The following is a 24158-nucleotide window of genomic DNA, read 5'->3' on the forward strand; positions in this document are numbered from 1 at the left end:
GTTTTTTCCGGGCCGGCCGGGAGCCGCGCCACTCTGGAATGGTTCCAGACTAAGCCGTCTCTTCGATAAAAACAAATTGCCTTTCCTGTTTGTTGCGATAGGCTTTCCTTATGATTGGCTTGACCGTGCGGCAGATGCAATATTTCGAGGCTTTGGCGCAAACGCTGCATTTCGGCCGCGCCGCAAAACTCGCCGGCGTCAGCCAGCCGGCGCTGTCCGCGCAGATCGCCGAGATGGAGCAAAGGCTGAACTGCCGGCTGTTCGAGCGCGGCGGCAAGACGGTGCGGATGACGGAAGAGGCGCAAGCGCTGCTGCCACGCATCGAGCGCATCCTGCGCGACATCAGTGATGTCGAGACGACGGCCCGGCGCGGCCGCCCGGCCATGGAAGGCCGCTTCCGGCTGGGCATCATCCCGACCGTGGCGCCGTATCTTTTGCCGCATGTGCTCCCGGAGCTGAAGCGGCATTTTCCGTCCCTGCAGCTCGAACTGCGCGAAGCAGTGACGGCATCACTGATCGAGGACACGGCAACCGGACGGCTCGACGCCTTCATCGCCGCGCTGCCGCTCGAGCAGCCGGGCCTGGTCACCGAAGAACTGTTCGCCGACCGCTTCTTCCTCGCCGTGCCATCCGGAGATCCAGCCTTCGCCTCGCCACCGGTGCCGCCGGAAAGCCCGGCGCTGGAGCGGTTGATGCTTTTGGAGGAAGGCCACTGCCTGCGCGAACAGGCGCTCGCGCTCTGCGGCAGCGTGCGTCCCGTAGCGATGGCAAGCTACGGCGCCACCAGCCTGACGACGCTGCTGCAGATGGTGGCGCATGGTCTCGGCGTCACGCTCATCCCCGAAATGGCGGCAAGGCCGGCCAGCGCCATGCCGGACCTCAAGATCGTGCCGTTCCAGGAGCCAATGCCGCAACGCACGATCTGCCTCGCCTGGCGCCGCAACAAGGTGCGGCATGGTGAATGCGTCGAGTTGGCGAAGATCATTCGGGGGTTGGATGCGGCGGTGCTGGGGGTGTGAGTCGTTTGGGTCTTGGATGTCGCCTGGAGAACCCCGAAAAGAAACTCAAATCAGGCGCGTTCGCGAATACCCGCATTGATGGCTGGTCGCCAGACCGCACCAAAGCCTCAAGGGATAAATACCAGAAATACATACGTAAAAAATATAACGGCATGGACGATTCCGGTCAGGAAGGTCGTCCTTTCGTTGCTAAAGCTTACGCCGCATATGAAAAGCGCTAAAACCAAAAGTACTGCGTCAGCTCCCGGGAGCCCCAGGGTCAACCCTCGTCCCGTAAGCAGGCTGGCTGCTGCGACCGCAGGTATCGTCAAACCAATCGTGGCGCAAGCCGAACCCATTGCGACATTCAGGCCGCGCTGCAGCTCATTGTTGAGTGAAGCGCGAACCGCCGAAATGGCTTCCGGCATCAAAACCAGACCCGCGATCATTGCCCCCACAATGCTGTCAGCCTGGGTCACCTGGTAAGCAACGAGTGTATTTTCAACACTTGCGGCGACCTGCTCGGCGAGCATGACAATTCCGATCAGTCCGATTACCAGGAGCAGAGCGCTGGAAGAGATGCTTTTGTGAGGGGCGGTTCGCGCCGAAAGGTCGTGTGCCAGTCCTTCGATGAAGTCGTCCCGGTGCCGGACGGTTTGCGCGAACACAAAACTTGCATAGAGCAGCACGGAAAGTACGCTCACAAGGCCAAGCTGAGCTGCCGAAAATGTGCCGGGATCGGTGGTCCGTGTATAGGTCGGCAGGATAAGCGTCATGACGGTCAGTGCGGCCAGAACCGCCAGATATGCGCTTGTCCCTTGCCGGACAATTGCCTGCTTGCGATGACGCCAGCCGCCAAACGTGAGACACGTCCCCACAACGCCGGTGGAGGCAATCATCACCGTCGAGAAGACGGACTCACGTGCAAGCGTGGGGTTGTTCTCTCCATGCAGCATCATGGAAACGATGATCGACACCTCGATTGCCGTTACGGCAAAAGTCAGCACCAATGTGCCGTAGGGTTCCCCCACACGGTGGGCCACCGCCTCGGCGTGATCGAGCACCACGAAAATAGTGATGAACATGATCGCACTCGAGAGCGCTCCGACGAGAATCCTGACGCTCGGCGAACCTTCGTCCACCGATAGCCCGCTGGCTCTGACCGCAACGGCCAGTGCCAGCGCGGCCAAAGGCATCGCATAGGAAGTCGCTGATCGTGCGAAACCAGTCATTCAAGCCCCAATGCGTTCGGCGAACCTTGCGGGAGCCTGTCGAGCACCCCAATGTCGAAGCGGGCAATCCCGTCCCCCGGCGTTCAACCCTCAAGCCGTCTTCTGCACCACCAGCCCCAGTTCCTCCACCATCGCCTCGCGCATCAGAAACTTCTGCGGTTTTCCCGTCACCGTCATGGGCAGTTCGGTGCGGAAGCGGATGTAGCGGGGGATTTTGTAGTGGGCGATCTGGCCGGCGCAGAAGTTCTTGATCTCCTGCTCGGTCGCGATCTGGTTGGGCTTCAGCACGATCCAGGCGCACAGCTCCTCGCCATATTTGGCGTCGGGAATACCGAACACCTGCACCTCCTTGACCTTGGGATGGCGATAGAGAAATTCCTCGACCTCTCTGGGATAGACGTTTTCGCCGCCGCGGATGACCATGTCCTTGGCCCGGCCGACGATGTTGCAATAGCCCTCGGCGTCGATCGTGGCGAGGTCGCCGGTGTGCATCCAGCCATCGCTGTCGATCGCCTCGCGGGTCTTTTCCGCATCGTCCCAATAACCCTTCATCACGGAATAGCCGCGGGTGCACAGCTCGCCCGGCGCGCCGACCGCGACGGTGGCGCCGTCGGCGTCGATGGCCTTGACCTCGACATGCGGATGGATGCGGCCGACGGTGGAGACGCGCTTTTCCAGCGGGTCGTCGACACTGCTCTGGAACGACACCGGACTGGTCTCGGTCATGCCATAGGCGATGGTCACCTCATCCATATGCATCAGCGACACCACCTTCTTCATCACCTCGATCGGGCATGGTGAGCCCGCCATGATGCCGGTGCGCAGGCTGGAGAGATCGAAGCTGGCGAAATCCGCATGGTCGAGCATGGCGACGAACATGGTCGGTACGCCGTAAAGGCCGGTGCAGCGTTCCTGCGCCACCGCTTTCAGCGTCGCGCCGGCGTCAAAACCCTCGCCCGGGAAGACCATGGTCGCGCCCTTTGAGACGCAGCCCATCGTGCCCATCGACATGCCGAAGCAGTGGTAGAGCGGCACCGGGATGCAGAGCCGGTCGTCGACGGTGAGCTTGATCGCAGCGGTGACGAAATTACCGTTATTGACGATGTTGGTGTGGGTCAGCGTCGCGCCCTTGGGCGCGCCCGTCGTGCCTGATGTGAACTGGATGTTGATGGCCTCGCCCGGCTTCAGCCCTTCGGAGATGCGGTCGAGGCTGTCATGCTCGTCGCGGCCGGCCATCGACAGCACATCGGCGAAATTGAACATGCCGGGCGAATTGTCATCGCCCATGCGGATGACGATCTTCAGCGCCGGCAATTTCTGCGCTTTGAGCTTGCCGGGGGTGGCCTTGGCGAGCTCCGGCGCCAGCGTCTCGATCATGCCGAGATAGTCGGAGGTCTTGAAACTGGGGGCGGTGACCAGCGCCTTGCAGCCGACCTTGTTGAGGGCATATTCCAGCTCCGTCAGCCGGTAGGCCGGGTTGATGTTGACCAGGATCAGGCCGATGCGAGCGGTGGCGAATTGGGTGACCAGCCATTCCCAGCGGTTGGGCGACCAGATGCCGACACGGTCGCCTTTTTCGAGGCCGAGCGCCAGGAAGCCGGCGGCGAGCGTATCGACCGTGTCCGACAATTCGCTCCAGGTGAAGCGCTTGTCCTGTCCGACGAAGACGGCAGCATCCTGCGTGGCGTATCTGCCGACCGTGTCGGAGAAAAGCTGAGGGATCGTCTTTTCGAACAGCGGCACCGAACGGTCGCCCGACACATGTGCCCGGCCGTCGAGCGGGGCGATGAACGCCCTGCCGCGCCCGCGCAGATTGGTGGCGTTCTTGAGCTCGTCGAGATTGATCGCCATCGCCGTCTCCTCCCGATGAGTGAGCCTAGCAGCCTGATGGGATGGTGGAAAGTAGAGGCGGTTCCCCTCCCCCTCGAGGGGAGGGTGCCTCGCGAAGCGAGGCGGGTGGGGTCCTCGGCGAAGTGCTCGACTCTTTGGTCATGGTCGACGCGGCTTGGGTGGTCTCGCGTCGAGCACTGCCGCAGCGACCCCACCCGTCCATCCGCCTTCGGCGACTGTCCACCCTCCCCTCAAGGGGGAGGGAGGGCGCCCATCTTCGCAGCGATATCGCGTACCAGCGCCTCATCCGGAGCCGCACGGCCCTTCCTGGAAGCCACCAGGCAAGCCTGCGACTTCAGCACAACCCCATCGGCCAGCACCTTGAGATGGTTGGCGCGCAGGGTCGAGCCGGTGGTGGTGATGTCGACGATGACATCGGCAAGGCCTGCCGCCGGCGCGCCTTCGGTGGCGCCGAGGCTTTCGACGATGCGATAGACCTGGATGCCGTGCTTTTGCGAGAAGAACTGCTGCGTGAGCCGCCAGTATTTGGTTGCGATCCTCAGCCGCCTGCCGTGGCGCTGGCGGAAATCGGCGGCGACATCGTCGAGATCGGCCATGGTATCGACGTCGAGCCAGATGCCGGGCACCGCGACCACGACATCGGCATGGCCGAAGCCGAGGCGAGCGACGATTTCGGCGCGCGCCTCCCAGTCGGCGAGGTTTTCGCGCAGCAGATCCTCGCCGGTAATGCCGAGGTCGACCGAACCTTGCCCAATCTCGCCGGCGATTTCGGACGCCGACAGGAGCGCCACCTCGATGCCCTCGGTGCCGTCGATGCGGGCGCGGTACTGGCGCTCATCGCCGGGCAGGCTGACGGCAAGCCCGGCCCTGGCCAGTACCTCCACGGCCTGCTCCTTGAGCCGGCCTTTCGATGGGATCGCCAGCGTGATCATTGCGGCTCTCCCCGCAGCGCTTCGATGCGGTCGAGCCAGACAGAGAAGCCGACGCCGGGGATCGGCGTCTTGGCGCCGAGCAGGGTCAGCAGCCGGTCGTAGCGACCGCCGCCGGCCAGCGGCCGCTCGCCACCAAGTGCTGCGATCTCGAAGACGATGCCGGTGTAGTAATCCAGCGGACGGCCGAAGGCAGCGTCGTAGCGGATCGTCTTTGCAGGCAGGCCATGTGCCTCGATGGCTTTGGCGCGGGCGGCGAATTTTTCCAGCGCCGCGCCCAGCGAAAGCCCGGCAGAGGCCGCAAAACTTTCGAGCGCAGCACTCGCGCCGTCGAGCGGCACGTCGATGGCGAGAAAATCCCTGAGCGCCGCAAACGCTTCGTTCGACAACCGCACGCTGCGCAGTTCGGCCTTTTCGATCAGCCGCCGGGCAATGTCCGCCGGCGCGCGCCCGCCGGAGCCCGACAGGCCGGCCTCTTCCATGCCGCCGGCGATGTGGGCGGAAAGCGCTTCGAGATCGCCATCGAGCACAAGGGCCGCGACATCGCCGTCAAGCTGACCGTTGCGCGGCGGGTTGGCGAGATCGGCGAGTGCTGCCTGCAGCATCGGCGCCGAGCCGAAGGCGCGCGCAAGCCGCATGCGCCAGCCGCGCGGCAAGCCGAGTGCTGCCAGCACCGCCTCGAAGATGGTCTGGTCGCCGAGCGTGATCGCCAGAGGTTGCGCCGGCAGCACCAGCTCAAGCAGCGCATGCGCATCGGCCAGCGAACGGGCGTCGGCCTCAGCCGTATCGCGGTCGCCGAGATCCTCGATGCCGGCCTGAAAGAACTCGTTGCCGCCCTCGCGGCGCTGGCGGAACACTTCGCCGAGATAGCTATAGCGGCGCGGCGTGCCGGCCTGCGAGGCGATGTGGTCGAGGCAGACGGGGATGGTGAATTCCGGCCGCAGACACAGCGTCTTGCCGGTCTCGCTTTCGGTGAGGAAGATGCGGCGGCGCAAATCCTCGCCGGCCATGTCGAGGAACGGATCGGCCGGCTGCAGCACGGCGACCTCCACCGCATGGGTGTTGCGGGTGGCGAAGAGCTTGGTGATTTCGGATGCGATGGCGGGATAGCGAGTCATCGGCTGGTTGGGTGCGAGGCACCCCCCTCTGGCCTGCCGGCCATCTCCCCCTCGAGGGGGAGATTGGCAGCTTGGAGCGCAGCGCCTCTTCTTCAACGCCGGAGATTGGCGAAACCATGCGCGACATCCAATCTCCCCCCTTGAGGGGGAGATGGCCGGCAGGCCAGAGGGGGGTGTTCAAGCGCCACCTTTCGCGCGATCGGCCGCCTGCGCCGCCAGTATCTTCTTCACCTCGGCGACCAGCTCAGCCTCCGCCACCGTCACCTGCGCAGGCCTCGCGGCGCGCCATTCGGCGTTGTCGGTGATCTCGGCCGACATACGCGCGCCTTCGATCAGATCCTTGATCTTCAGCTCGCCCTTGGCGCGTTCGTCGCCGCCCTGGATGATTGCGACCGGGCTGCCGCGGCGGTCGGCATATTTCAGCTGCGCCTTCATGCCGGCGCCGCCGAAATACATTTCGGAGCGGATGCCGGCGGCGCGCAGCTCTGCGACCATCTTCTGGTAGCGGCCAAGGCTATCGGTATCCTTGTCCATGACCAGCACGACGACCGGCGCGATGACATCGGTGGTGTCCAGCTTGCCGAGGTTCTTAAGCGCCGTCATCAGCCGCGAGACGCCGATGGAGAAACCGGTCGCCGGCACCGGCTCGCCACGGAAGCGCGAGACCAGGCCATCGTAACGGCCGCCGCCGCCGACCGAGCCGAAGCGCACGATCTGGCCGTCTTCGTTCGGGATCTCGGCCAACAGCTCGGCTTCGAAGACCGGGCCGGTGTAATATTCGAGGCCGCGGACAACGGAGGGATCGATGCGGATGCGGTCATTGTTGTAACCAGATGCATGCGCCAACTTTGCGATGACAGAAAGCTCCTCCAAGCCTTCTACTCCGCGAGCATTGCCCTCTACTGCCTTTGCCATACTCGCAAGGGTTTCATCGTTGGAAAGCCCTAATGCACCACCCAATGCATCCGGATATGCTGCAAGGCTCAACACTCGTTCGATGTGAGCTGCGCCAAGGCCCGCGCCTTTAGTAAAGTCCCCTTCGCCTTCCTTACCGCCATCCCATCGTCCGGCTCCAAGCAAAAGAGCCACGCCGTCTGGGCCAAATTTATCCAGCTTGTCGATCGCCCGGAGGACATGCAGCCGGCGGCCAGCATTCTCATCGCCGCCAAGGCCAATCGCCTCCAGCACGCCATCCAGCACCTTGCGGTTGTTGACCCGGATGACGTAGTCGCCGCGTTTGATGCCGAGCGCTTCCATCACGTCGGCCATCATCATCGCCATCTCGGCGTCGGCGGCGACGCCCGGCGTGCCGATCGTGTCGGCGTCGAACTGCATGAACTGGCGGAAGCGGCCGGGGCCGGGCTTTTCATTGCGGAACACCCAGCCGGACCGGTAGCTGCGATAGGGTTTCGGCAGCCGCTCAAAATTCTCGGCGACGAAACGTGCCGTCGGCGCGGTCAAATCGTAGCGCAGCGACAGCCACTGCTCGTCATCGTCCTGGAAAGAAAATACGCCCTCATTAGGCCGGTCCTGGTCGGGCAGGAACTTGCCGAGCGCATCGGTGTATTCGATCAGCGGCTGCTCGGCCGGCTCGAAACCGTATAGCTCATAGACCGAACGGATCGTCGCCATCATCTTCTCGACGGCACGGATGTCGTCCGCACTGCGGTCGACAAAGCCGCGCGGCAGCCGCGCTTTCGTCTTTTCCGATTTGTCGGCCATGGGATGGGTCTTTTCGCTAAGTAATCGATGACTTGTTTGGAGTGGGCGTGTCCTAACCGAAGCGGCTTGGTGCGGCAAGGGTTTGCGCTCTTTCCTTCTCCTTCGAAACAAAACGCACCAAAAGGAAACAATTCCGCCATCGGCGCGGCATCGTGCCGACACAATCAGAGCCGATAAGCGCGCCGAAACAAAGGGTTGGGCCATGACTGCGGCACGCAAATTCGATATCGGAGACGACGGCTTGCATGAAGTCCGGCTGCGGCCGGCCGAGAGCCGTGCGCAGGTGACGGCGAGCCCCGGTCCGTTTGAGGTCACTGCCGACGAGCGCAAGGGTTCCACCGTGCGCGAGGCGCTGATGACTGGATTGCTGGTGATTTATCCGGCCTTTGCGGCACTGGCGGCGATTGTCGCCGGGCTTTTTCTGACGGGCGCCAGCGGGACGTGAGTTCCTTACCCTCGCCCTTGTGGGGAGGGTCGACGCGTAGCGTCGGGGTGGGGGTGCGGCGCCAAGATACCCCCACCCGCGCCTTCGGCGCGACCTCCCCACAAGGGGGAGGTAGGGGGACAGCGCCCTACTTCGGCCTCTTAAAGGCCTTGCGTTCCTTCTCCACCTGCTCCCGGCAAACACACCCCTCGAGATGGTCGTTGACCAGACCCATCGCTTGCATGAAGGCATAGACCGTCGTCGGTCCGACAAAGGTCCAGCCGCGCTTTTTCAACTCCTTTGAAATCCTGATCGAGACCGCCGTCGTCGGGTTGGCGCGTAGATGCGCCAGGTCCACGACCGCCGGCCGCTCCTCCGGGCCTGGCTCGAACTTCCAGAACCAGGCGGCCAGCGAGCCGAATTCATCGACCATTTCGCGTGCGCGTTTGGCGTTGTTGATGGTCGAGACGATCTTGCCGCGGTGGCGGATGATGCCGGCATTGCCGACCAAGCGCTCGACATCCTCGTCGGTGAAGGCGGCGACCTTGTCGAAGTCGAAACCGGCGAAGGCCTCGCGGAAATTCTCGCGCTTGCGCAGAATGGTCAGCCAGGACAGGCCGGACTGAAAGCCTTCCAGGCAGATTTTTTCGAACAGCCTGCGGTCGTCGGCGACCGGCCGGCCCCATTCATGGTCGTGGTAGTGCAGATAATCCGGCAGATTGCCGTGCCAGAAGCAGCGCGTGATCCCGTCGGAGCCGGTAAGCAGTCCGGTGTTGTCTTGCGCCATGGCCAATCCATCCGTTAACGCGCTTTCGCGCTGCATTTACCGCGGCTTTACCAGATTCCTGAACCCGGCGGTAACCACACCAAAAGGTTTACTGACAGAACGGCATTTTACGCATTCCGATTCATGTTTCGGTTGCGGCTTCGCGCCAAGGATCGCGCAACCGGGGGCACGTCGCGCCTCCGTCCGTTCGACGATCAAGGTGCGTTCCGATGAAGATCTTTTTGCGTTCCGTGCTCGGCGCCGTGGCCATTCTGGCCGCCGGCGTCACCTCGTCTGCCGCCAACGACCGCTATGCCGACAGGCCGCCGGTGATGGTGAGCCCCGACCTTTCCGCACCCTGGGTGCTGCAGCTAGGCCGGGCGCCCGGCATCGTGCGGCAGAGCCGACAGGTGGTCCAGCAGCCGCGACTTCGCTATGCGCAGCCGGCGCGACCCGATCGGGTGCGCACTGCTTCCGTGCAGGCGCCGGCCAAGCGCGTGGTGATGCGGCCGCAGATCAATCCGCTCTACCTGCCGCAGGAAGTCGCCTATGACGGCCCGCAGAAGCCGGGCACGATCGTCATCGATACGACGCAGAACTTCCTGTTCCTGGTCGAGAAGAACGGCAAGGCGCGGCGCTATGGCGTCGGCACCGGCAAGCCTGGCTTCGAATGGTCTGGCACGCACAAGATCACCAACAAGCGCGTCTGGCCGGACTGGCGCCCGCCAGCGGAGATGATCAAGCGCGAGGCCGCCAAGGGCCGCTACCTCCCGACCTATCTGGCCGGCGGCGAGGAAAACCCGCTTGGCGCCCGCGCGCTCTATCTCGGCACGACGGAATACCGCATCCACGGCACCAACCAGCCATGGACCATCGGCGGCTCGGTGTCTTCCGGCTGTATCCGCATGCGCAACGAGGACGTGGTTGACCTTTACGAGAGGGTCAATGTTGGAACGACCGTGGTCGTGATATAGTCGGCTACCGAATCATCTGGTCCAAAAGGTTAGAGCTTCAGGATCGGGAAGAGTTTACGGGGGACGGGCCGTGTGGGGATGCGGCCAGTCAGGAAAGGGCAGCCCGGGAAACCGCGCTGCCCTTTCTCTTTGCGGCTATAGCTGAGCCAGGCTGCGCCAGAACGTCGCGCCAGGGGGATGACGGTTCGCTTTCACGCTGCCTTGCCGCATTTTCCCTGCTATAGGGACGGCCAAACTCCCCTGCGCCAAACTCCGCTGCAAAGGTCCAGCCATGTCTCCGCCAGACGATAGCCGCTATCTCCGGGGCGGCCCGGTCGCCCAGCGCATCATGGCATCCGTGCGCGAGGATGCCGCCATCGCCACCGCCGAAGGTTTTCCACCCAAGCTGGTGTCGATCACCGTCGGCGATACCGCTACCGTCGATGTCTATGTGCGCAACCAGCGCGCCAAGGCCGCGCTTGCCGGCATCGGTTTCGAGGAGCGGCGGTTCCCCGCCGACATCGGCGCAGGCGAACTCGAGGCGGCGATCCATGGCCTGAACGCCGACCCGCGCGTCACCGGCATCATCATCCAGCGGCCGGTGCCGGCGCATATCCCGATCAAGACGCTGCAGGCCGCGGTGCATCCGCTGAAGGATGTCGAAGGCATGCACCCGGCCTCGATCGGCAACATCGTCTACAATCAGCTCGACCTCGCACCTTGCACGGCTGCTGCCTCGGTCGAGCTGCTGAAGGAAACCGGCCTCGATCTCAAGGGGCTGGAGGTCGTCGTCGTCGGCCATTCGGAGATCGTCGGCAAGCCGATTGCCTTCCTGCTGATGAGCGAAGGCGCAACGGTGACGGTGTGCCATCACATGACGCGCTCGGTGGCCGCCCATGCGCGCCGCGCCGACGCACTGTTCGTCGCCGTCGGCAAGCCCAGGCTGATCAAGGCCGACATGGTGAAGCCCGGTGCGGCCGTCATCGACATCGGCATCAATTCCGAGATCGGCCCGGACGGCACGAGCCGCATCGTCGGCGACGTCGACACCGAGAGCGTGAAGGAAGTCGCGTCCTGGATCACGCCGGTGCCCGGCGGCGTCGGTCCGATCACCGTGGCGATCCTGCTGCGCAACACAATGGTTGCGCTCAGCCGCCAGCGCGCGCGCTACTAGGCGACATATGGCGTGGTGGACCGGCTGGCAGCGGAATAGCTGCTTACTCGGCGGCGACCAGGTTTCCTTCGGAGACGCCCTCCGGCTTCGGACCACCATAGGCCCAGTCGAGCAGCTTGATCGTGTGCACCACCGGCAGCTTCGCGGCGGAAGCGATCTGGGTGATGCAGCCGATGTTGCCGGTGGCGACGATTTCGGCGTCGGTCGCCTCGATGTTCTTCACCTTGCGGTCACGCAACCTTGCGGAAATCTCCGGCTGCAGGATGTTGTAGGTGCCGGCGGAGCCGCAGCACAGATGCCCCTCGCGCGGTTCGCGCACGACGAAGCCCGCCTTGGACAGCAATTCCTTCGGCTGGCGGATGATCTTCTGACCGTGCTGCATCGAGCAGGCGGAGTGATAGGCGACGACGGTGCCGGGTTTGCGCACCGGCTCGGGCAGGTCGAGGCTTGCGAGATATTCGGTAATGTCCCTGGCCAGCGCCGAGACCCGCGCGGCCTTGTCGGCATAGGCCGGATCGAGGCGCAGCATGAAGCCGTAGTCCTTGATCGTTGTGCCGCAGCCGGACGCGGTGATGACGATGGCATCGAGCCCGCCCTGGTCGATGGCACGCGTCCACGCATCGACATTCTGCCGGGCCGAGGCAAGGGCTGCTGCCTCGCGGCCCATATGATGGACAACCGCGCCACAGCAGGCTTCGCCCTGCGGCACCACGACCTCGACGCCAAGCCTGGTCAGCAATGCAATCGTCGTCTCGTTGATGGCGGGGTCGAGTACCGATTGGGCGCAGCCGGTGAGGATGGCGACGCGGCCTCTCTTCGTCCCCTGCCCGGCATGAATGCCGGAAGAGGCCATTGGCGAGACCGTCGGGATCGAGGCCGGTGCCAGCTTCAGCATCGCGCTGAGCGGCTTCAGGGCCGACACCTTTTCGAACAGACGAATGAATGGCTTGCCGAGTCTCGCCAATTTCAGCGCGGCGCGAAAGCGCGCGGGATAGGGCAGCACGAAGGCCAGCATGGCGCGGGTGAGCCGGTCGAGCAGCGGCCGCTTGTAAGTTTCCTCGATATGGGCGCGGGCATGGTCGACCAAGTGCATGTAATTGACGCCCGACGGGCAGGTCGTCATGCAGGCGAGGCAGGACAGGCAGCGGTCGATATGGGTGACGATCTCCTTGTCGGCCGGGCGGCCGTTCTCCAGCATGTCCTTGATGAGATAGATCCGCCCGCGTGGCGAATCCAGCTCGTTGCCCAATGTCACATAGGTCGGGCAAGTGGCGGTGCAGAAGCCGCAATGCACGCATTTGCGCAGGATCTTCTCCGATTCCGCGACATGCGGATCAGCAAGCTGGGCAAGGGAGAAGTTGGTTTGCATTATCTTAGCCTTGGGCCATGCGGCCGGGATTGAGGATGGACTTGGGATCGAACTCGGCCTTGAGCCGCGCCGACAGTGCGGCCAGATGCGGCGCCTGCGGCTCGAACACCGGAACGGCGGCGCGATACGAAGGGGTGGCGCGCACCAGCGTCGCGTGGCCGCCGCGATGCTTTCTGATCAGCCCGCGCAGCAGGGCGGCCTCGGGATCGCCCTCCTCCATGCGCAGCCAGACCAGCCCGCCCTGCCAGTCGTAGAAGGCGCTGACACCGATCTGCATGCGCAGCGTCAGCACCATCTGATGGGCCTGAGACGGCGCCATGGAGACGCGCCAGACCGGCTTTTCGCTACGGTCGGCGAATGGCGTGCAGTCCCTTATGTCACGCCAGAGGGTATGCGATGTCTCACCTGCGATCTCCTGCAGCGGGCCGGCATTTTTCAGCAGGGTCTTCAGCGCCTCAATGCGATAGGCGACCGATGGGCCAAACCCTTCGACGCGCAGCAGCGTTGCAGCGTCAGTGCCTAGACTGCCCCCGGCAATGCGCGCGGCGATGCGTTCGGGCAGATGGGCCGCGCTCGACACTTCGGCGCTGGAGCCGAGCGCCAGCGCCATGGCGGCAGAGGCGGCATCGTCGAGTAGGCCGCGCATGGCAAGCGTCACCTCGGTCTCGGCCGCCGGCAGCACCTTGAAGGTGACATCGGTGAACACGGCCAGCGTGCCCCAGCTGTTGGCCATCAGCTTCGACAGATCGTAGCCGGTGACATTCTTGACGACGCGGCCGCCGGACTTGAAGGCCTCGCCGCGTCCGGCAACCGCATTGATTCCCAGAATATGGTCTCGTGCAGCCCCCGCCTTCAGCCGGCGCGGGCCGGACAGGTTCGCGGCGAGCACGCTGCCGATCGTGCCCTTGCCGGGCTCGCCGCCGAGTAAAGGACCGTAATCCATCGGTTCGAAGGCGAGTTGCTGGCCGCTTTCGGCGAGCAGGTTTTCGATCTCGGAAAGCGGCGTGCCGGCCTTGGCCGACAGTACCAACTCGGCCGGCTCGTAGAGGGTGACGCCGGTGAGCTTCGAAAGATCGAGCGTGTGTTCGCTCTGCTGTGGCCGGCCGATGCCGCGCTTGGAGCCGTGGCCGATGATTTCCAAAGGTGACTCTTCCGCCGCCGCCCATTGGACGGTGGAGAGGATCTCGGCCGATGTGGTGGGGGTGAAGGTCGTCATGGCGAAGATGGGTCGAGTTCCTTCGCGCCCCCCTCTGTCCTGCCGGACATCTCCCCCACTTGGGGGGAGATTAGCAGCTTTGGCGACCGCGCCTCTCTAGCAACGTCGAAGGTTGGCGAAGGCAGAGATGACTGGTGATCTCCCCCCTTGTGGGTGAGATGTCCGGCAGGACAGAGGGGGGCGCGAAGGATCGCCGACGTGAGACATTCCGCCCCCATCAAAACCTCGGAATATCCGGAAATGCCAGCTGCCCCCGATGCACGTGCATGCGCCCAAGCTCCGCACAGCGGCGCAGTTGTGGAAACACTTTTCCCGGGTTAAGCAGATGGTTGGGATCGAAGGCGCATTTGACGCGCATTTGTTGGTCGAGGTCGATCTGGTTGAACATCTCCGGCATCAAATCGCGCTTCTCGACGCCGACGCCGTGCTCGCCGGTCAAGACGCCGCCGACCTTGACGCAGAGCCGCAAGATGTCGGCGCCAAAACTTTCCGCCTTGTCGAGTTCGCCCGGCACGTTGGCGTCGTAGAGGATCAGCGGATGCAGATTGCCGTCGCCGGCGTGGAAGACGTTGGCGACGCCGAGGCCGTATTTCTCCGACAGTTCGCGCATGCCGGCGAGCACACCCGGCAATTCCTTGCGCGGGATGGTGCCATCCATGCAGTAATAGTCGGGTGAGATGCGGCCGACCGCCGGGAAGGCCGCCTTGCGGCCGGCCCAGAAACTCAGCCGCTCCTGTTCGGATTGCGAGATGCGGCAGGTGGTGGAGCCGTTCCTGTAGGCGATCGCTTCGACGAGACCGATCAGGTGATCGACCTCGACGCCCGGCCCGTCGAGTTCGACGATCAGCAGCGCCTCGACATCAAGGGGATAGCCGGCGTGGACGAAATCTTCCGCGGCATGGATCGCCGGCCGGTCCATCATCTCCATGCCGCCAGGGATAATGCCGGCGCCGATGATGTCGGCGACGCATTGGCCGCCCTGCTCGCTGGTCGGAAAGCCGATCAGCAGAGCGCGCGCCGTCTCCGGCTTCTTCAGGATGCGTACCGTGACCTCGGTGACGACGCCGAGCAGGCCTTCGGACCCCGTCATGACGCCGAGGAGATCATAGCCTTCCGAGTCCAGATGATTGCCGCCCAGGCGCACCACCTCGCCGTTCATCAGCACCATCTCGATGCCCAGCACATTGTTAGCGGTCAGGCCGTATTTCAGGCAGTGCACGCCGCCGGAATTTTCAGCGACATTGCCGCCGATCGAGCAGGCGATCTGGGAGGATGGATCGGGCGCATAGTAGAAGCCCTCCTGCTCGACGGCGGTGGTGATGCCGAGATTGGTGACGCCGGGCTGAGCGACGACGACGCGATCGGGATAGTCGATGGCAAGGATGCGGTTGAAGCGGCTCATGACCAGCAGCACGGCATCCTCGAGCGGCAACGCGCCGCCGGAGAGCGAGGTGCCGGAGCCGCGCGGCACGACACGGATGTTGCGGTCGTTGCAGTATTTCAGCACCCGCGACACCTGCGCCACCGTTTCCGGCAGCACCACGACCAGAGGCAATTGCCGGTAGGCGGTGAGACCGTCGCTTTCGAAAGCGCGCATTTCGTTGGTGGCGTCGACGACGCCCTCGCCCGGCACGATGATGCGCATATCGGCGACGATCTCTGCGCGCCTTCGCATCGTGGCGTCGTCTGGCTTGGGCATGACAAGGCCGGACATCGGCGGCGTCCTCCGCTTGGCTGGTAAAAATCTTTTACCAGTTACATCCGGATGTTGCAAACACCGCGTCGGGCAAAGAGCGTACTGCCCGCCTTCCGCAGCGGCAATCTGCCGCTATGGATCTTAACCCTCCCCTTGTGGGGAGGCGCGAACGCAGTGAGCGGGGTGGGGGTCCGCGCGACGAAAGCTCTTTACGAGCACCCTCACCCCGATCCGCTATGCGGATCGACCCTCCCCACAAGGGGGAGGGTAAAGTGCGTTCCTACTCCCCCGGATGTTTCGCCGGCTCGGAGTGCATCCGCCTCACTCGCCGCACACCCCACCAGACCAGCACGATGGCGACCGGCACCGAGGCGGCGGTGACGACTTCGGGCGCAATGGCATGGCCGAAGATCGAGGCGCCCTTGGCAAGGTAGGAGATCAGACCGACGACATAGTAGGACACTGCTGCCACCGACAGGCCCTCGACCGTCTGCTGCAACCGCAGTTGCAGCCGGGCGCGGTTGTTCATCGACGCCAGCAGATCGCGGTTCTGCTTCTCGACCTCGACATCGACCCACGTGCGCAGCAGCGTCGTGGCGCGGGTTAGTTTGCGCGACAGGTTGGCCTGGCGCTCCTCGACCGAACGGCAGGTGCGCATGGCAGGCGCCACCCGCCGCTGCAGGAAGCCGCCCCAAGTGTCGTAGCCGGGCACGGCTTCTTCGTCCAGCGCCTCCAGCCGCTCGACAACGATGCCGTCATAGGCGCGGCTGGCGCCGAAGCGATAGAGGCTGGAGGCGGCATCGGCTTCCAGCTCGGCGGCAAGCTCGGTCAGGTCGGCGAGCAGCGTCTGGCTGTCGCGGGTTTCAGTGACCTTCATTTCCAGCGTGGTCTGCGCCAACCGGTCTTCAATGCGACGGGCGCGGCTCGACAGGGTCAGCGCCAGCGGCAGGCCGAGCATGGCAAGCGTGCGGTAGGTCTCGACGTCGATCAGCCGCTGCGACAGCGCGCCGGTCCGCGCCGGCGTCAGGCCGCGATCAAGCACCAGGATGCGGGTCAGGCCGTCGCCGTCCTGGCGGAAATCGGTGACGATGGCCGCATTGCCGCGCTCGACCAGCGAATAGCAGAGGCTCGTCGGGTCGAAGGCCGCAATCAGCTTCTCGCTTGCCGGCGTCCATTTGCGGATCTCCAGCCTTATGCCTGAGATCACCGTTCCCGGCGGCGAGAACCCGTTGCCGAAAGGAGAATCCTCCTGCGCCCTGCCGCTTTCGGCAAGCGGCCCTTCCCAAAGATAGGTCGAGAATTCCGTATGCCGCTCCCAGCGCAGCGTACCCTTGCCCCACTTCATGGCGTGGTGGCGGGCATGACGGTCGGGCGCCGCGATGCCGAGGCGCCGCGACAGTTCGGAGAGCACGGCCATGTCGACGCCGGAGCCGCCCTCGGTCATGAAGGCGAGTTGCACAAGCACGCGCGGCTTCTCGATCAGCGGATGCGGCCGGGCATGGACCTCGCCGATCGCGCCGGGCCGTCCCTCATGCGCGGGAAAGCCCATCACGCTGCCCTGGGCGCGCGGCTGGAATTCGAGGTTGGACGTCTCGTCCGACACGGTGGTCCCCCTGTTCTCGACCCTTCGTGTGATGGCGTCCTCTAAAGGCAATCCATGAGGCGCGTAAACACCAAAGTCTAGCATCGTAGGTCCTGCCGGCGCGACGCGCAGACCGACCCGATTGGGCAAATTGGATAAATAATTTGACCAGTTGGCGACGCTGGCTTTATCTTGCGCGACACCGGTTCAATTTCCCAGGCCCCCGTTGAGCGATATTTTCTCCAGGATCGAGCATTCGCGCACCGCCGACGAGGTGGTGCAGCAGATCGAAAGCCTGATCCTTGAAGGCGTGCTGCGCACCGGCGACCGGCTGCCGGGCGAGCGCGAGCTGGCGCGCCAGTTCGACGTGTCGCGGCCGATCCTGCGCGATGCGCTGAAGGCGCTGGAAGGGCGCGGGCTGCTGATCACCAAGGCCGGCGGCGGCACCCATGTCGCCGACGTCATCGGCCAGTTGTTCACCAAGCCGGTGACCGACCTCATCTCGATGCACCGCAAGGCGGTGACCGACTATCTGGAATACCGCCGCGAGATCGAAGGTGTTGCGGCCGAATATGCGGCGCGACGCGCGACAGCGGACGACATTGCGCTGCTCGACCGCATCATGGCGCGCATGGACGAGGCGCACCGCACCGGCGATTTCGACGACGAGGCGGAAATCGACGTCGAGTTCCACCATGCTGTGTGCGAATGCGCGCACAACATCATCCTCTTGCATACGCTGCGCTCCTGCTACCGGCTGCTGTCTGAAGGCGTGTTCCAGAACCGGCTTCTGGTGTTCAGCGTGCCCGGAGCGCGCGAGGCGCTGCTGGCCCAGCACGGCGCGATCTACAAAGCCGTGAAGGCCGGCGATCCCTCAGCTGCCCGCCAGGCGGCGATGGACCATATCTCCTATGTCGAGCGCTCGATGCTCGAGGCCGAACGCAGCGGCGAGTGGCAGCGCGTGTCGCGGCTCAGGCTCAAGCAGCGCTCCGACGCCGACGACGGCTTCAAGACGACTGGCTAACGAGGAACCACCATGAGCGACATCCTCACCATTGCCGATCTCAAGGACCTGGCGCGCCGGCGGGTGCCGAAGATGTTCTACGACTATGCCGATTCCGGCGCCTGGACCGAAAGCACCTACCGCGCCAACGAGGAGGACTTCCAGAAGATAAAATTCCGTCAGCGCGTGCTGGTCGACATGAGCAACCGCTCGCTGGAATCGACCATGATCGGCGAGAAAGTGGCGATGCCGGTGGCGCTTGCCCCAACTGGAATGACCGGCATGCAGCATGCCGATGGCGAGATGCTGGCGGCGCAGGCGGCAGAGGAATTCGGCGTGCCGTTCACGCTGTCGACGATGAGCATCTGCTCGATCGAGGATGTCGCGTCGGTGACGAAGAAGCCGTTCTGGTTCCAGCTCTACGTGCTTCGCGACAAGGATTTCGTGCTCGACCTGATCGACAGGGCGAAGGCTGCAAAATGCTCGGCGCTGGTGTTGACGCTCGACCTGCAGATCCTGGGGCAGCGCCACAAGGATGTCCGCAACGGGCTGTCGGCGCCGCCCAAGATGACGCTGGCCAACATTGCCAACATCGCCATGCGGCCACGCTGGCTGATGGGCATTGCCGGCACCAAGCGCCGCACCTTCCGCAACATTGTCGGCCATGCCAAGGGCGTCGGCGACGTCGCTTCGCTGGCATCGTGGACGACGGAGCAGTTCGACCCGCACCTGTCGTGGAAGGATGTCGCCTGGATCAAGGAACGTTGGGGCGGCAAGCTGATCCTGAAAGGCATTCTCGACAAGGAGGACGCGCTGATGGCGGTCGAGACCGGCGCCGACGCCATCATCGTTTCCAACCATGGCGGGCGCCAGCTCGACGGCGCATCGTCGTCAATCATGGCGCTGGAAGAGATCGCCGATGCCGTCGGCGACAGGATCGAGGTGCATATGGACGGCGGCATCCGCTCGGGCCAGGACGTGCTGAAGGCGCTTTGCCTCGGCGCCAAGGGCACCTATATCGGCCGCCCGTTCCTGTACGGGTTGGGCGCCATGGGCAAGCAAGGCGTGACCCTGGCGCTGGACATCATCCGCAAGGAGATGGACGTCACGCTGGCACTGTGCGGCAAACGGCTGGTGACCGAGATGGGCAAGGACCAGTTGCGGCGATAGGGTCTTGTTCACCGATTAGACCCTAGCCTCGCTGGATCACGGAGACGAAGCCGCCTTGACCGAGACCGGCATCCACTACCTCGACGCGCGCGCGCCCGATGGCATGCGCCTCTATGCGATCGGCGACGTGCATGGCCGGCTCGATCTGCTCGCCGCCATGCATCGCCGCATCGAGAGCGAACTCGAATACAAGCCGACCAGCGATTGGCGCGTCATCCACCTCGGCGACTATGTCGACCGCGGACCAGAGTCCAAGGGCGTCATAGACTTCCTGATCGAGGCACAGAAACGCGATCCACGGCATCTGATGCTCGCCGGCAACCACGATATCGGCTTCCTCGATTTTCTCGACGAGCCTGACCCGGAAGGGCTGTTCATCCGCTATGGCGGCGTGCAGACGGTACAATCCTATGGCGTCGACCTAGCGGGACACGCAAGCTGGTTCGGCAAGGCCGAGGCGTTACGGCGGGGACACCAGGCACTGGTCAATGCTGTACCGCAAGCCCATGTCGACTTCCTGCGGTCGCTGCAATTGTCACTGATATCAGGTGATTTCTTCTTCTGCCATGCCGGCGTCAGGCCTGACGTGCCGCTGGAGAGCCAGAGCCCGCAGGATCTGGTCTGGATCCGCGACGTCTTCCACAACCATCCAGGGCTTTACCCGAAGGTGATCGTGCACGGCCACACACCGGTGCCGGAGGCGGAGGTGATGCCGAACCGCGTCAATGTCGACACGCTCGCCTGGCAGTCAGGCATGCTCAGCGCGCTCGCCGTGGACGGCGCGGACAAGCGTATCCTGACTGTGCAGGGAAAAGCGTTTTAGCGAAGCGCGGCGGTGACGCCGTAGCCGTCGACGGCCTGATGGTTGTTGGCTGCATCGGCGGAATAAATGCCGAGACCGCACAAAACGATGGCAGACAGCATGACAAAGGACAGAAGCGCTGCTTTCACGGACGTCATCTCTAGTTGAGCTTCCTGCATCTGGGCATGAGGCGGTTACCAATGGGTTGAAACCGAGAATTCGTCTCAAAGTTTCGACGATTTCGCGCTTGTAGGTCGATTCTGTATCGGCGGTGTGTCGCGCGGATCACACAGAAGGTTCATCGCGGTTGCATTGCCGATGCATAGCGCGCGCCTTGTAGGATGGCGTTCGGCCACAAACCAAGGACGAAAGAAGTTGTCCCCGGCAGATTCCCCGCCGCGTGCCAATTATGCAACGGCCGCGCGTTGGCTGGGTTCAGATCGTCGCCACCCAGGCGCGGGCAATGGCCAAGCCCGCGGCATCAGCCTCGGGGCCGTTGAGAGCCATTTCGCTGTCGAGGCGATCGTGCCAGTCGGGATGGCGATCGGCAATCAGCGGCGCGAAGGACGTGCTCCAGTCCCTCACCATCGGCCGGTCGGCCTCGAAATGGAACTGGAAGCCGTAGACGGCGCGGCCGATTCGGAACGCCTGGTTCTCAGCAATTTCGCTGCCGGCAAGCCGCACCGCATTTGACGGCAGCGCGAAAGTGTCGTCGTGCCATTCGAAGATGGGGAAATCCTGGGGAAGTGCGCCAAGCACCGGATCGGTTCTGGCGTCCGGCGTCAGCGATACCTTGTGCCAGCCGAATTCCGAGGCGCCGCCGATCTGGTTCTCACCGCCGAAAGTGCGGGCAACCAACTGGCTGCCCAGGCAGATACCGAGAACCGAGCGATCCTTGGCGGCGAAATCGCGGGTCAGTTCGAGCAGCGCCGGGAAATACGGGTAGTCATCGTCGGCCAGCGCATTCTGACCGCCGCCAAGCATCACCATGGCATCGTGTCCGGTCGCGTCGTCCGGCAGCGCATCGCCCTTGTAGGGCCGGCGCAGGTCGAGATCGGCGCCGGCTTCGGCGAGCGCGGCACCAACCTGGCCAAGGCCGGTGTTGTCGTAGTTCTGGACCACCAGCACCCGCATCGCAAAACCCTGCTGACATGAAATGACGCGACGAGCGATATCATGTCGCCCGTATTGCAGCCAAGATGCGTATTCGGGAGAGAGCTATGCCACTGCAGAACCGGGTCGATCCGTTCGGCGCCATCCATGCCATATCCGAGCGCGGCCTGTTCACCGGCAATCGCGGCATCATCCACGATCCTGAGACCAAGACGCTGCTGAAAAAGCGTTGGGCCTTGCCGGCCTGGATCATCTGCGTCTGCCAATTCCGCAATGTGCGGCGCGAGCCGATGGGCAGGAACAGGCCGGGCGGCAGGGCCGGCTGGACCGAGTTGTTCTTCCTCGACGAGGTGACGGCGCTGGCCGCCGGGCACCGTCCCTGTTTCTATTGCCGGCGTGAGCGAGCCACGGATTTTGTCGGGCGTTTCGGCAAAGTCTTCGGTGTAAACGAACCGCGCGCGCCAATGGTGGACAAGCGGCTGCACAAGGAGCGGCTGGCTTCGGGCGGCAAGCCACCTGATGTCACCATGGGAGAGCTTGCCGAATTGCCGGACGGAGCGATGATCGCGGATGGCGGCTCGGCCTATGCGCTGCGCGGCGGCAACGCGCTGCCCTGGTCGTTCGCAGGCTATGGCGATGCGGCGGCCTTCGACAGCCTTGCCGGCCGTTCGCTGCGCCTGCTCACACCGGCCACGACCGTTTCGGTGCTGCGGCACGGTTTTGAACCGGTGTGGCATCGTTCCGCCGAGACTTGACGCCAGGCACCGCCTCGCCCATTCCTCGGCGATGCGCGCCAATTACAAGATGCAGCGGCTGTTCTTGGCCGACGATCTCGCAGCCGACATCGAATTCGATGCCGGCCAGCAGCAAAGCCATTACCTCATGCATGTGCTGCGGCTCGGCGAAGGCGCCGAGATTCTGGTCTTCAACGGCCGCGACGGCGAGTGGTCGGCGGCGATCGCTTCGAAGTCGAAGAAGGCGGTGCGGCTGAGAGTGCTCAGCCAACAGCGGCCGCAACCGCCTTTGCCCGATCTAGTTTATTGCTTCGCGCCGCTGAAGCAGGGGCGGCTCGACTATCTCGTGCAGAAGGCGGTGGAGATGGGCGCCGGCATCCTGCAGCCGGTGATCACCCAGCACACGCAATTGGCAAAACCCTCCATCGACCGGCTGCGCGCCAATGTCGTCGAGGCGGCCGAGCAATGCGGCATACTGGCGGTGCCGGAAGTGCGAGAAGCCGAGAAATTCGAGCGTCTGCTCTCCGGCTGGGACAAGGAGCGGCGACTGATCTTCTGCGACGAGGACGCCTCGACCAACAACCCGCTGCCGGCATTGCAGGCGGTGCCGGAGAAGAAGCTGGCGCTGCTGGTCGGACCGGAAGGCGGCTTTTCCGACGACGAACGCAAGATGCTGCGGGCGCTCCCCTTCGTCACTGCCATCCCGCTCGGACCGCGCATCCTGCGCGCTGACACAGCAGCTGTAGCGGCGCTTGCGGTGATGCAGGCGACGGTCGGAGACTGGTAAGAAGCGTAAAGATCAATTCCTGTTGACCTGTGGCTCAGGATTTTTCGCTTGATCGGCTGCTGACATTTCGTCCATTTAGCGCCGGCGGGCTCCGAGAGCCGCAGAGGGGGCCCCATGGCGCGCGACACAACCGATTTCCGGCCAATCGAAGACATCGACGAACTGGTCGAGCATCTGGCCGAAGGCAACAAGCCGCGCGACAAGTGGCGCATCGGGACCGAGCACGAGAAGTTCCCCTTCTATGTCGACGGCAACGCGCCGGTGCCTTATGGCGGCGAGCGCGGCATCCGCGCCATCCTCGAAGGCATGCAGCAAAAGCTCGGCTGGGACCCGATCATCGATGACGGCCGCATCATCGGCCTGGTCGAGCCGACCGGCCAGGGCGCGATCTCGCTCGAGCCGGGCGGCCAGTTCGAGCTGTCGGGCGCGCCGCTGGAAACGATCCACCAGACCTGTCGCGAGGGCAATGCGCATCTGGCGCAGGTACGCGAGATCGCCGAGCCGATGGGCATCCGCTTTCTCGGCCTCGGCGGCAGCCCGAAATGGTCGCTGGCCGAGACGCCGAAAATGCCGAAATCGCGCTACGAAATCATGACCCGCTACATGCCCAAGGTCGGCACCAAGGGTCTCGACATGATGTATCGCACCTGCACCATCCAGGTGAACCTCGACTTCGAAAGCGAAGCCGACATGCGCCGCAAGATGCAGGTGTCGCTGAAGCTGCAGCCACTGTCGACGGCGCTGTTTGCCAACTCGCCCTTCACCGACAGCCGGCCGAACGGACTGCAGAGCTGGCGCGGCGACATCTGGCGCGACACCGACAACCAGCGCTCGGGCCTGCTCGAATTCTGCTTCTCGCCCGAGTTCGGCTTTGCCGACTATGTCGAATGGGCGCTCGACGTGCCGATGTATTTCGTCATCCGCGACGGCCACTATCACGACATGACGCACATCACCTTCCGCCAGTTCATGGCCGGCGTTGCCCGCAATGAAGTACCGGACGGACTGCCCACCATGGGCGACTGGGCGAACCATCTGTCGACCCTGTTCCCTGACGTCAGGCTGAAGCGCTTCCTCGAAATGCGCGGCGCCGATGGCGGGCCGTGGCGCCGCATCTGCGCGCTGCCGGCCTTCTGGGTCGGGCTGCTCTATGACGAGGCCGCGCTCGACGCCGCCGAGGCGCTGACTTCGAGCTGGACCTATGAAGAAACGCTGGCGATGCGCAATGCGGTGCCGGAACAAGGCATTTCCGCGCCGTTCCGCAACACGACGCTGCGTGAGATCGGCCGCGATGTAATGACCATTTCGCGCCTTGGGCTGAAAAATCGCGGCAGGAAGAACCGCGACGGCTATGACGAGACTTCGTTCCTCAACACGCTGGACGAAGTCGTGGCGCGCGGTACCACCAGTGCCGAGGAAATGCTGTCGGCCTACCACACGCGCTGGGGCGGCTCGATCGAGCCGGTGTTCATGGAATATGCGTATTAGCGTCGCGCCTTGAGCAGCGGCAAAAGCCGCT

General features: G+C 64.0%; 22 protein-coding genes. 10 read left to right on the forward strand and 12 right to left on the reverse strand.

From position 1 onward, the window contains the following. Positions 1-110: 110 nt before the first annotated feature. A complete protein-coding gene (locus NL532_RS28305; protein ID WP_286487765.1) occupies positions 111-1019 on the forward strand; it encodes a hydrogen peroxide-inducible genes activator in 909 nt (302 codons plus the stop codon). A 107-nt stretch (positions 1020-1126) separates the two neighbouring features. Here NL532_RS28305 and NL532_RS28310 read toward each other — a convergent pair whose 3' ends face one another. The 5 genes from NL532_RS28310 to hisS form a co-directional block, all read right to left on the reverse strand. After that, positions 1127-2230: a calcium:cation antiporter gene (locus tag NL532_RS28310; RefSeq protein ID WP_023827928.1), complete on the reverse strand. Its 1104-nt coding sequence runs from the start codon at positions 2228-2230 to the stop codon at positions 1127-1129. Between the two features lie 90 nt (positions 2231-2320). Next, on the reverse strand, positions 2321-4081 hold the full coding sequence (locus NL532_RS28315) for an AMP-binding protein (protein ID WP_023827927.1): 1761 nt from the start codon (positions 4079-4081) through the stop codon (positions 2321-2323). Between the two features lie 230 nt (positions 4082-4311). Next, positions 4312-5013 carry an ATP phosphoribosyltransferase gene (gene hisG, locus NL532_RS28320; RefSeq protein ID WP_023827926.1) on the reverse strand — a complete coding sequence of 234 codons (702 nt, stop codon included), beginning with the start codon at positions 5011-5013 and terminating at the stop codon, positions 4312-4314. Further along, entirely contained in the window at positions 5010-6128 is a 1119-nt protein-coding gene (locus tag NL532_RS28325) for an ATP phosphoribosyltransferase regulatory subunit (RefSeq protein ID WP_023827925.1), read from the reverse strand. Before NL532_RS28325 ends, hisG begins: the two co-directional genes overlap by 4 nt. A 177-nt stretch (positions 6129-6305) precedes the next feature. After that, positions 6306-7850 (reverse strand): histidine--tRNA ligase, encoded by a 1545-nt coding sequence (gene hisS / locus NL532_RS28330; RefSeq protein ID WP_023827924.1) that lies wholly within the window; start codon positions 7848-7850, stop codon positions 6306-6308. A gap of 202 nt (positions 7851-8052) precedes the next feature. On the opposite strand from hisS, the gene NL532_RS28335 reads away from it, so the two are divergent. Next, positions 8053-8295, forward strand: coding sequence for a hypothetical protein (locus tag NL532_RS28335; protein ID WP_023827923.1), 243 nt, complete (start codon positions 8053-8055; stop codon positions 8293-8295). Positions 8296-8422: 127 nt separating this feature from the next. Here NL532_RS28335 and NL532_RS28340 read toward each other — a convergent pair whose 3' ends face one another. Further along, a complete protein-coding gene (locus NL532_RS28340) occupies positions 8423-9061 on the reverse strand; it encodes a DNA-3-methyladenine glycosylase I (RefSeq protein WP_023827922.1) in 639 nt (212 codons plus the stop codon). Positions 9062-9270: 209 nt separating this feature from the next. On the opposite strand from NL532_RS28340, the gene NL532_RS28345 reads away from it, so the two are divergent. After that, a complete protein-coding gene (locus NL532_RS28345; RefSeq protein WP_023686831.1) occupies positions 9271-10014 on the forward strand; it encodes a L,D-transpeptidase in 744 nt (247 codons plus the stop codon). A 271-nt stretch (positions 10015-10285) separates the two neighbouring features. Further along, positions 10286-11167: a bifunctional 5,10-methylenetetrahydrofolate dehydrogenase/5,10-methenyltetrahydrofolate cyclohydrolase gene (locus NL532_RS28350; protein WP_031202532.1), complete on the forward strand. Its 882-nt coding sequence runs from the start codon at positions 10286-10288 to the stop codon at positions 11165-11167. A 43-nt stretch (positions 11168-11210) separates the two neighbouring features. On the opposite strand, the gene glcF is transcribed toward NL532_RS28350, so the two are convergent. The 4 genes from glcF to NL532_RS28370 all read right to left on the reverse strand — a co-directional run bounded on the left by glcF (position 11211) and on the right by NL532_RS28370 (position 17051). Beyond that, complete coding sequence (glcF, locus tag NL532_RS28355) at positions 11211-12536, reverse strand: glycolate oxidase subunit GlcF (RefSeq protein ID WP_023681832.1); 1326 nt, start codon at positions 12534-12536, stop codon at positions 11211-11213. A gap of 4 nt (positions 12537-12540) precedes the next feature. Next, a complete protein-coding gene (locus NL532_RS28360; RefSeq protein WP_023681833.1) occupies positions 12541-13752 on the reverse strand; it encodes an FAD-binding protein in 1212 nt (403 codons plus the stop codon). A gap of 217 nt (positions 13753-13969) precedes the next feature. After that, positions 13970-15466: an FAD-linked oxidase C-terminal domain-containing protein gene (locus NL532_RS28365; RefSeq protein WP_023827921.1), complete on the reverse strand. Its 1497-nt coding sequence runs from the start codon at positions 15464-15466 to the stop codon at positions 13970-13972. Positions 15467-15728: 262 nt separating this feature from the next. Then, positions 15729-17051: a DUF3422 family protein gene (locus NL532_RS28370; RefSeq protein ID WP_023686827.1), complete on the reverse strand. Its 1323-nt coding sequence runs from the start codon at positions 17049-17051 to the stop codon at positions 15729-15731. 205 nt (positions 17052-17256) lie between these two features. Between NL532_RS28370 and NL532_RS28375 the strand changes: the two genes are divergently transcribed. From NL532_RS28375 to NL532_RS28385, 3 genes are read left to right on the forward strand one after another with little or no spacing between them, the layout of a single operon-like run. Beyond that, positions 17257-18054, forward strand: a complete 798-nt coding sequence (locus NL532_RS28375; protein ID WP_023827917.1) for an FCD domain-containing protein — start codon at positions 17257-17259, stop codon at positions 18052-18054. A 12-nt stretch (positions 18055-18066) separates the two neighbouring features. Then, a complete protein-coding gene (locus NL532_RS28380) occupies positions 18067-19203 on the forward strand; it encodes an alpha-hydroxy acid oxidase (RefSeq protein WP_023827916.1) in 1137 nt (378 codons plus the stop codon). A 55-nt stretch (positions 19204-19258) separates the two neighbouring features. Next, positions 19259-20026: a metallophosphoesterase family protein gene (locus NL532_RS28385; RefSeq protein ID WP_023827915.1), complete on the forward strand. Its 768-nt coding sequence runs from the start codon at positions 19259-19261 to the stop codon at positions 20024-20026. Here the strand turns inward: NL532_RS28385 and NL532_RS28390 are convergent. Both NL532_RS28390 and NL532_RS28395 read right to left on the reverse strand, forming a co-directional pair. Next, complete coding sequence (locus NL532_RS28390) at positions 20023-20163, reverse strand: hypothetical protein (RefSeq protein ID WP_006206855.1); 141 nt, start codon at positions 20161-20163, stop codon at positions 20023-20025. The genes NL532_RS28385 and NL532_RS28390 overlap by 4 nt on opposite strands. 277 nt (positions 20164-20440) lie before the next feature. After that, complete coding sequence (locus NL532_RS28395) at positions 20441-21139, reverse strand: type 1 glutamine amidotransferase (RefSeq protein WP_023692350.1); 699 nt, start codon at positions 21137-21139, stop codon at positions 20441-20443. 86 nt (positions 21140-21225) lie between these two features. Here NL532_RS28395 and NL532_RS28400 point away from each other — a divergent pair, with 86 nt between their 5' ends. The 3 genes from NL532_RS28400 to NL532_RS28410 all read left to right on the forward strand — a co-directional run bounded on the left by NL532_RS28400 (position 21226) and on the right by NL532_RS28410 (position 24127). Beyond that, positions 21226-21873, forward strand: coding sequence for a hypothetical protein (locus NL532_RS28400; protein ID WP_023692351.1), 648 nt, complete (start codon positions 21226-21228; stop codon positions 21871-21873). Positions 21874-21904: 31 nt separating this feature from the next. Continuing rightward, positions 21905-22639 (forward strand): 16S rRNA (uracil(1498)-N(3))-methyltransferase, encoded by a 735-nt coding sequence (locus NL532_RS28405; protein ID WP_023827914.1) that lies wholly within the window; start codon positions 21905-21907, stop codon positions 22637-22639. 114 nt (positions 22640-22753) lie between these two features. Further along, the gene (locus NL532_RS28410; RefSeq protein ID WP_023681841.1) at positions 22754-24127 is read left to right on the forward strand and encodes a glutamate--cysteine ligase; all 1374 of its coding nucleotides are present in this window, start codon (positions 22754-22756) and stop codon (positions 24125-24127) included. The last annotated feature ends 31 nt before the right edge of the window (positions 24128-24158 follow it).

This window comes from Mesorhizobium sp. C120A, from assembly GCF_030323105.1.
In the GTDB taxonomy this organism is placed as follows: Bacteria; Pseudomonadota; Alphaproteobacteria; order Rhizobiales; family Rhizobiaceae; genus Mesorhizobium.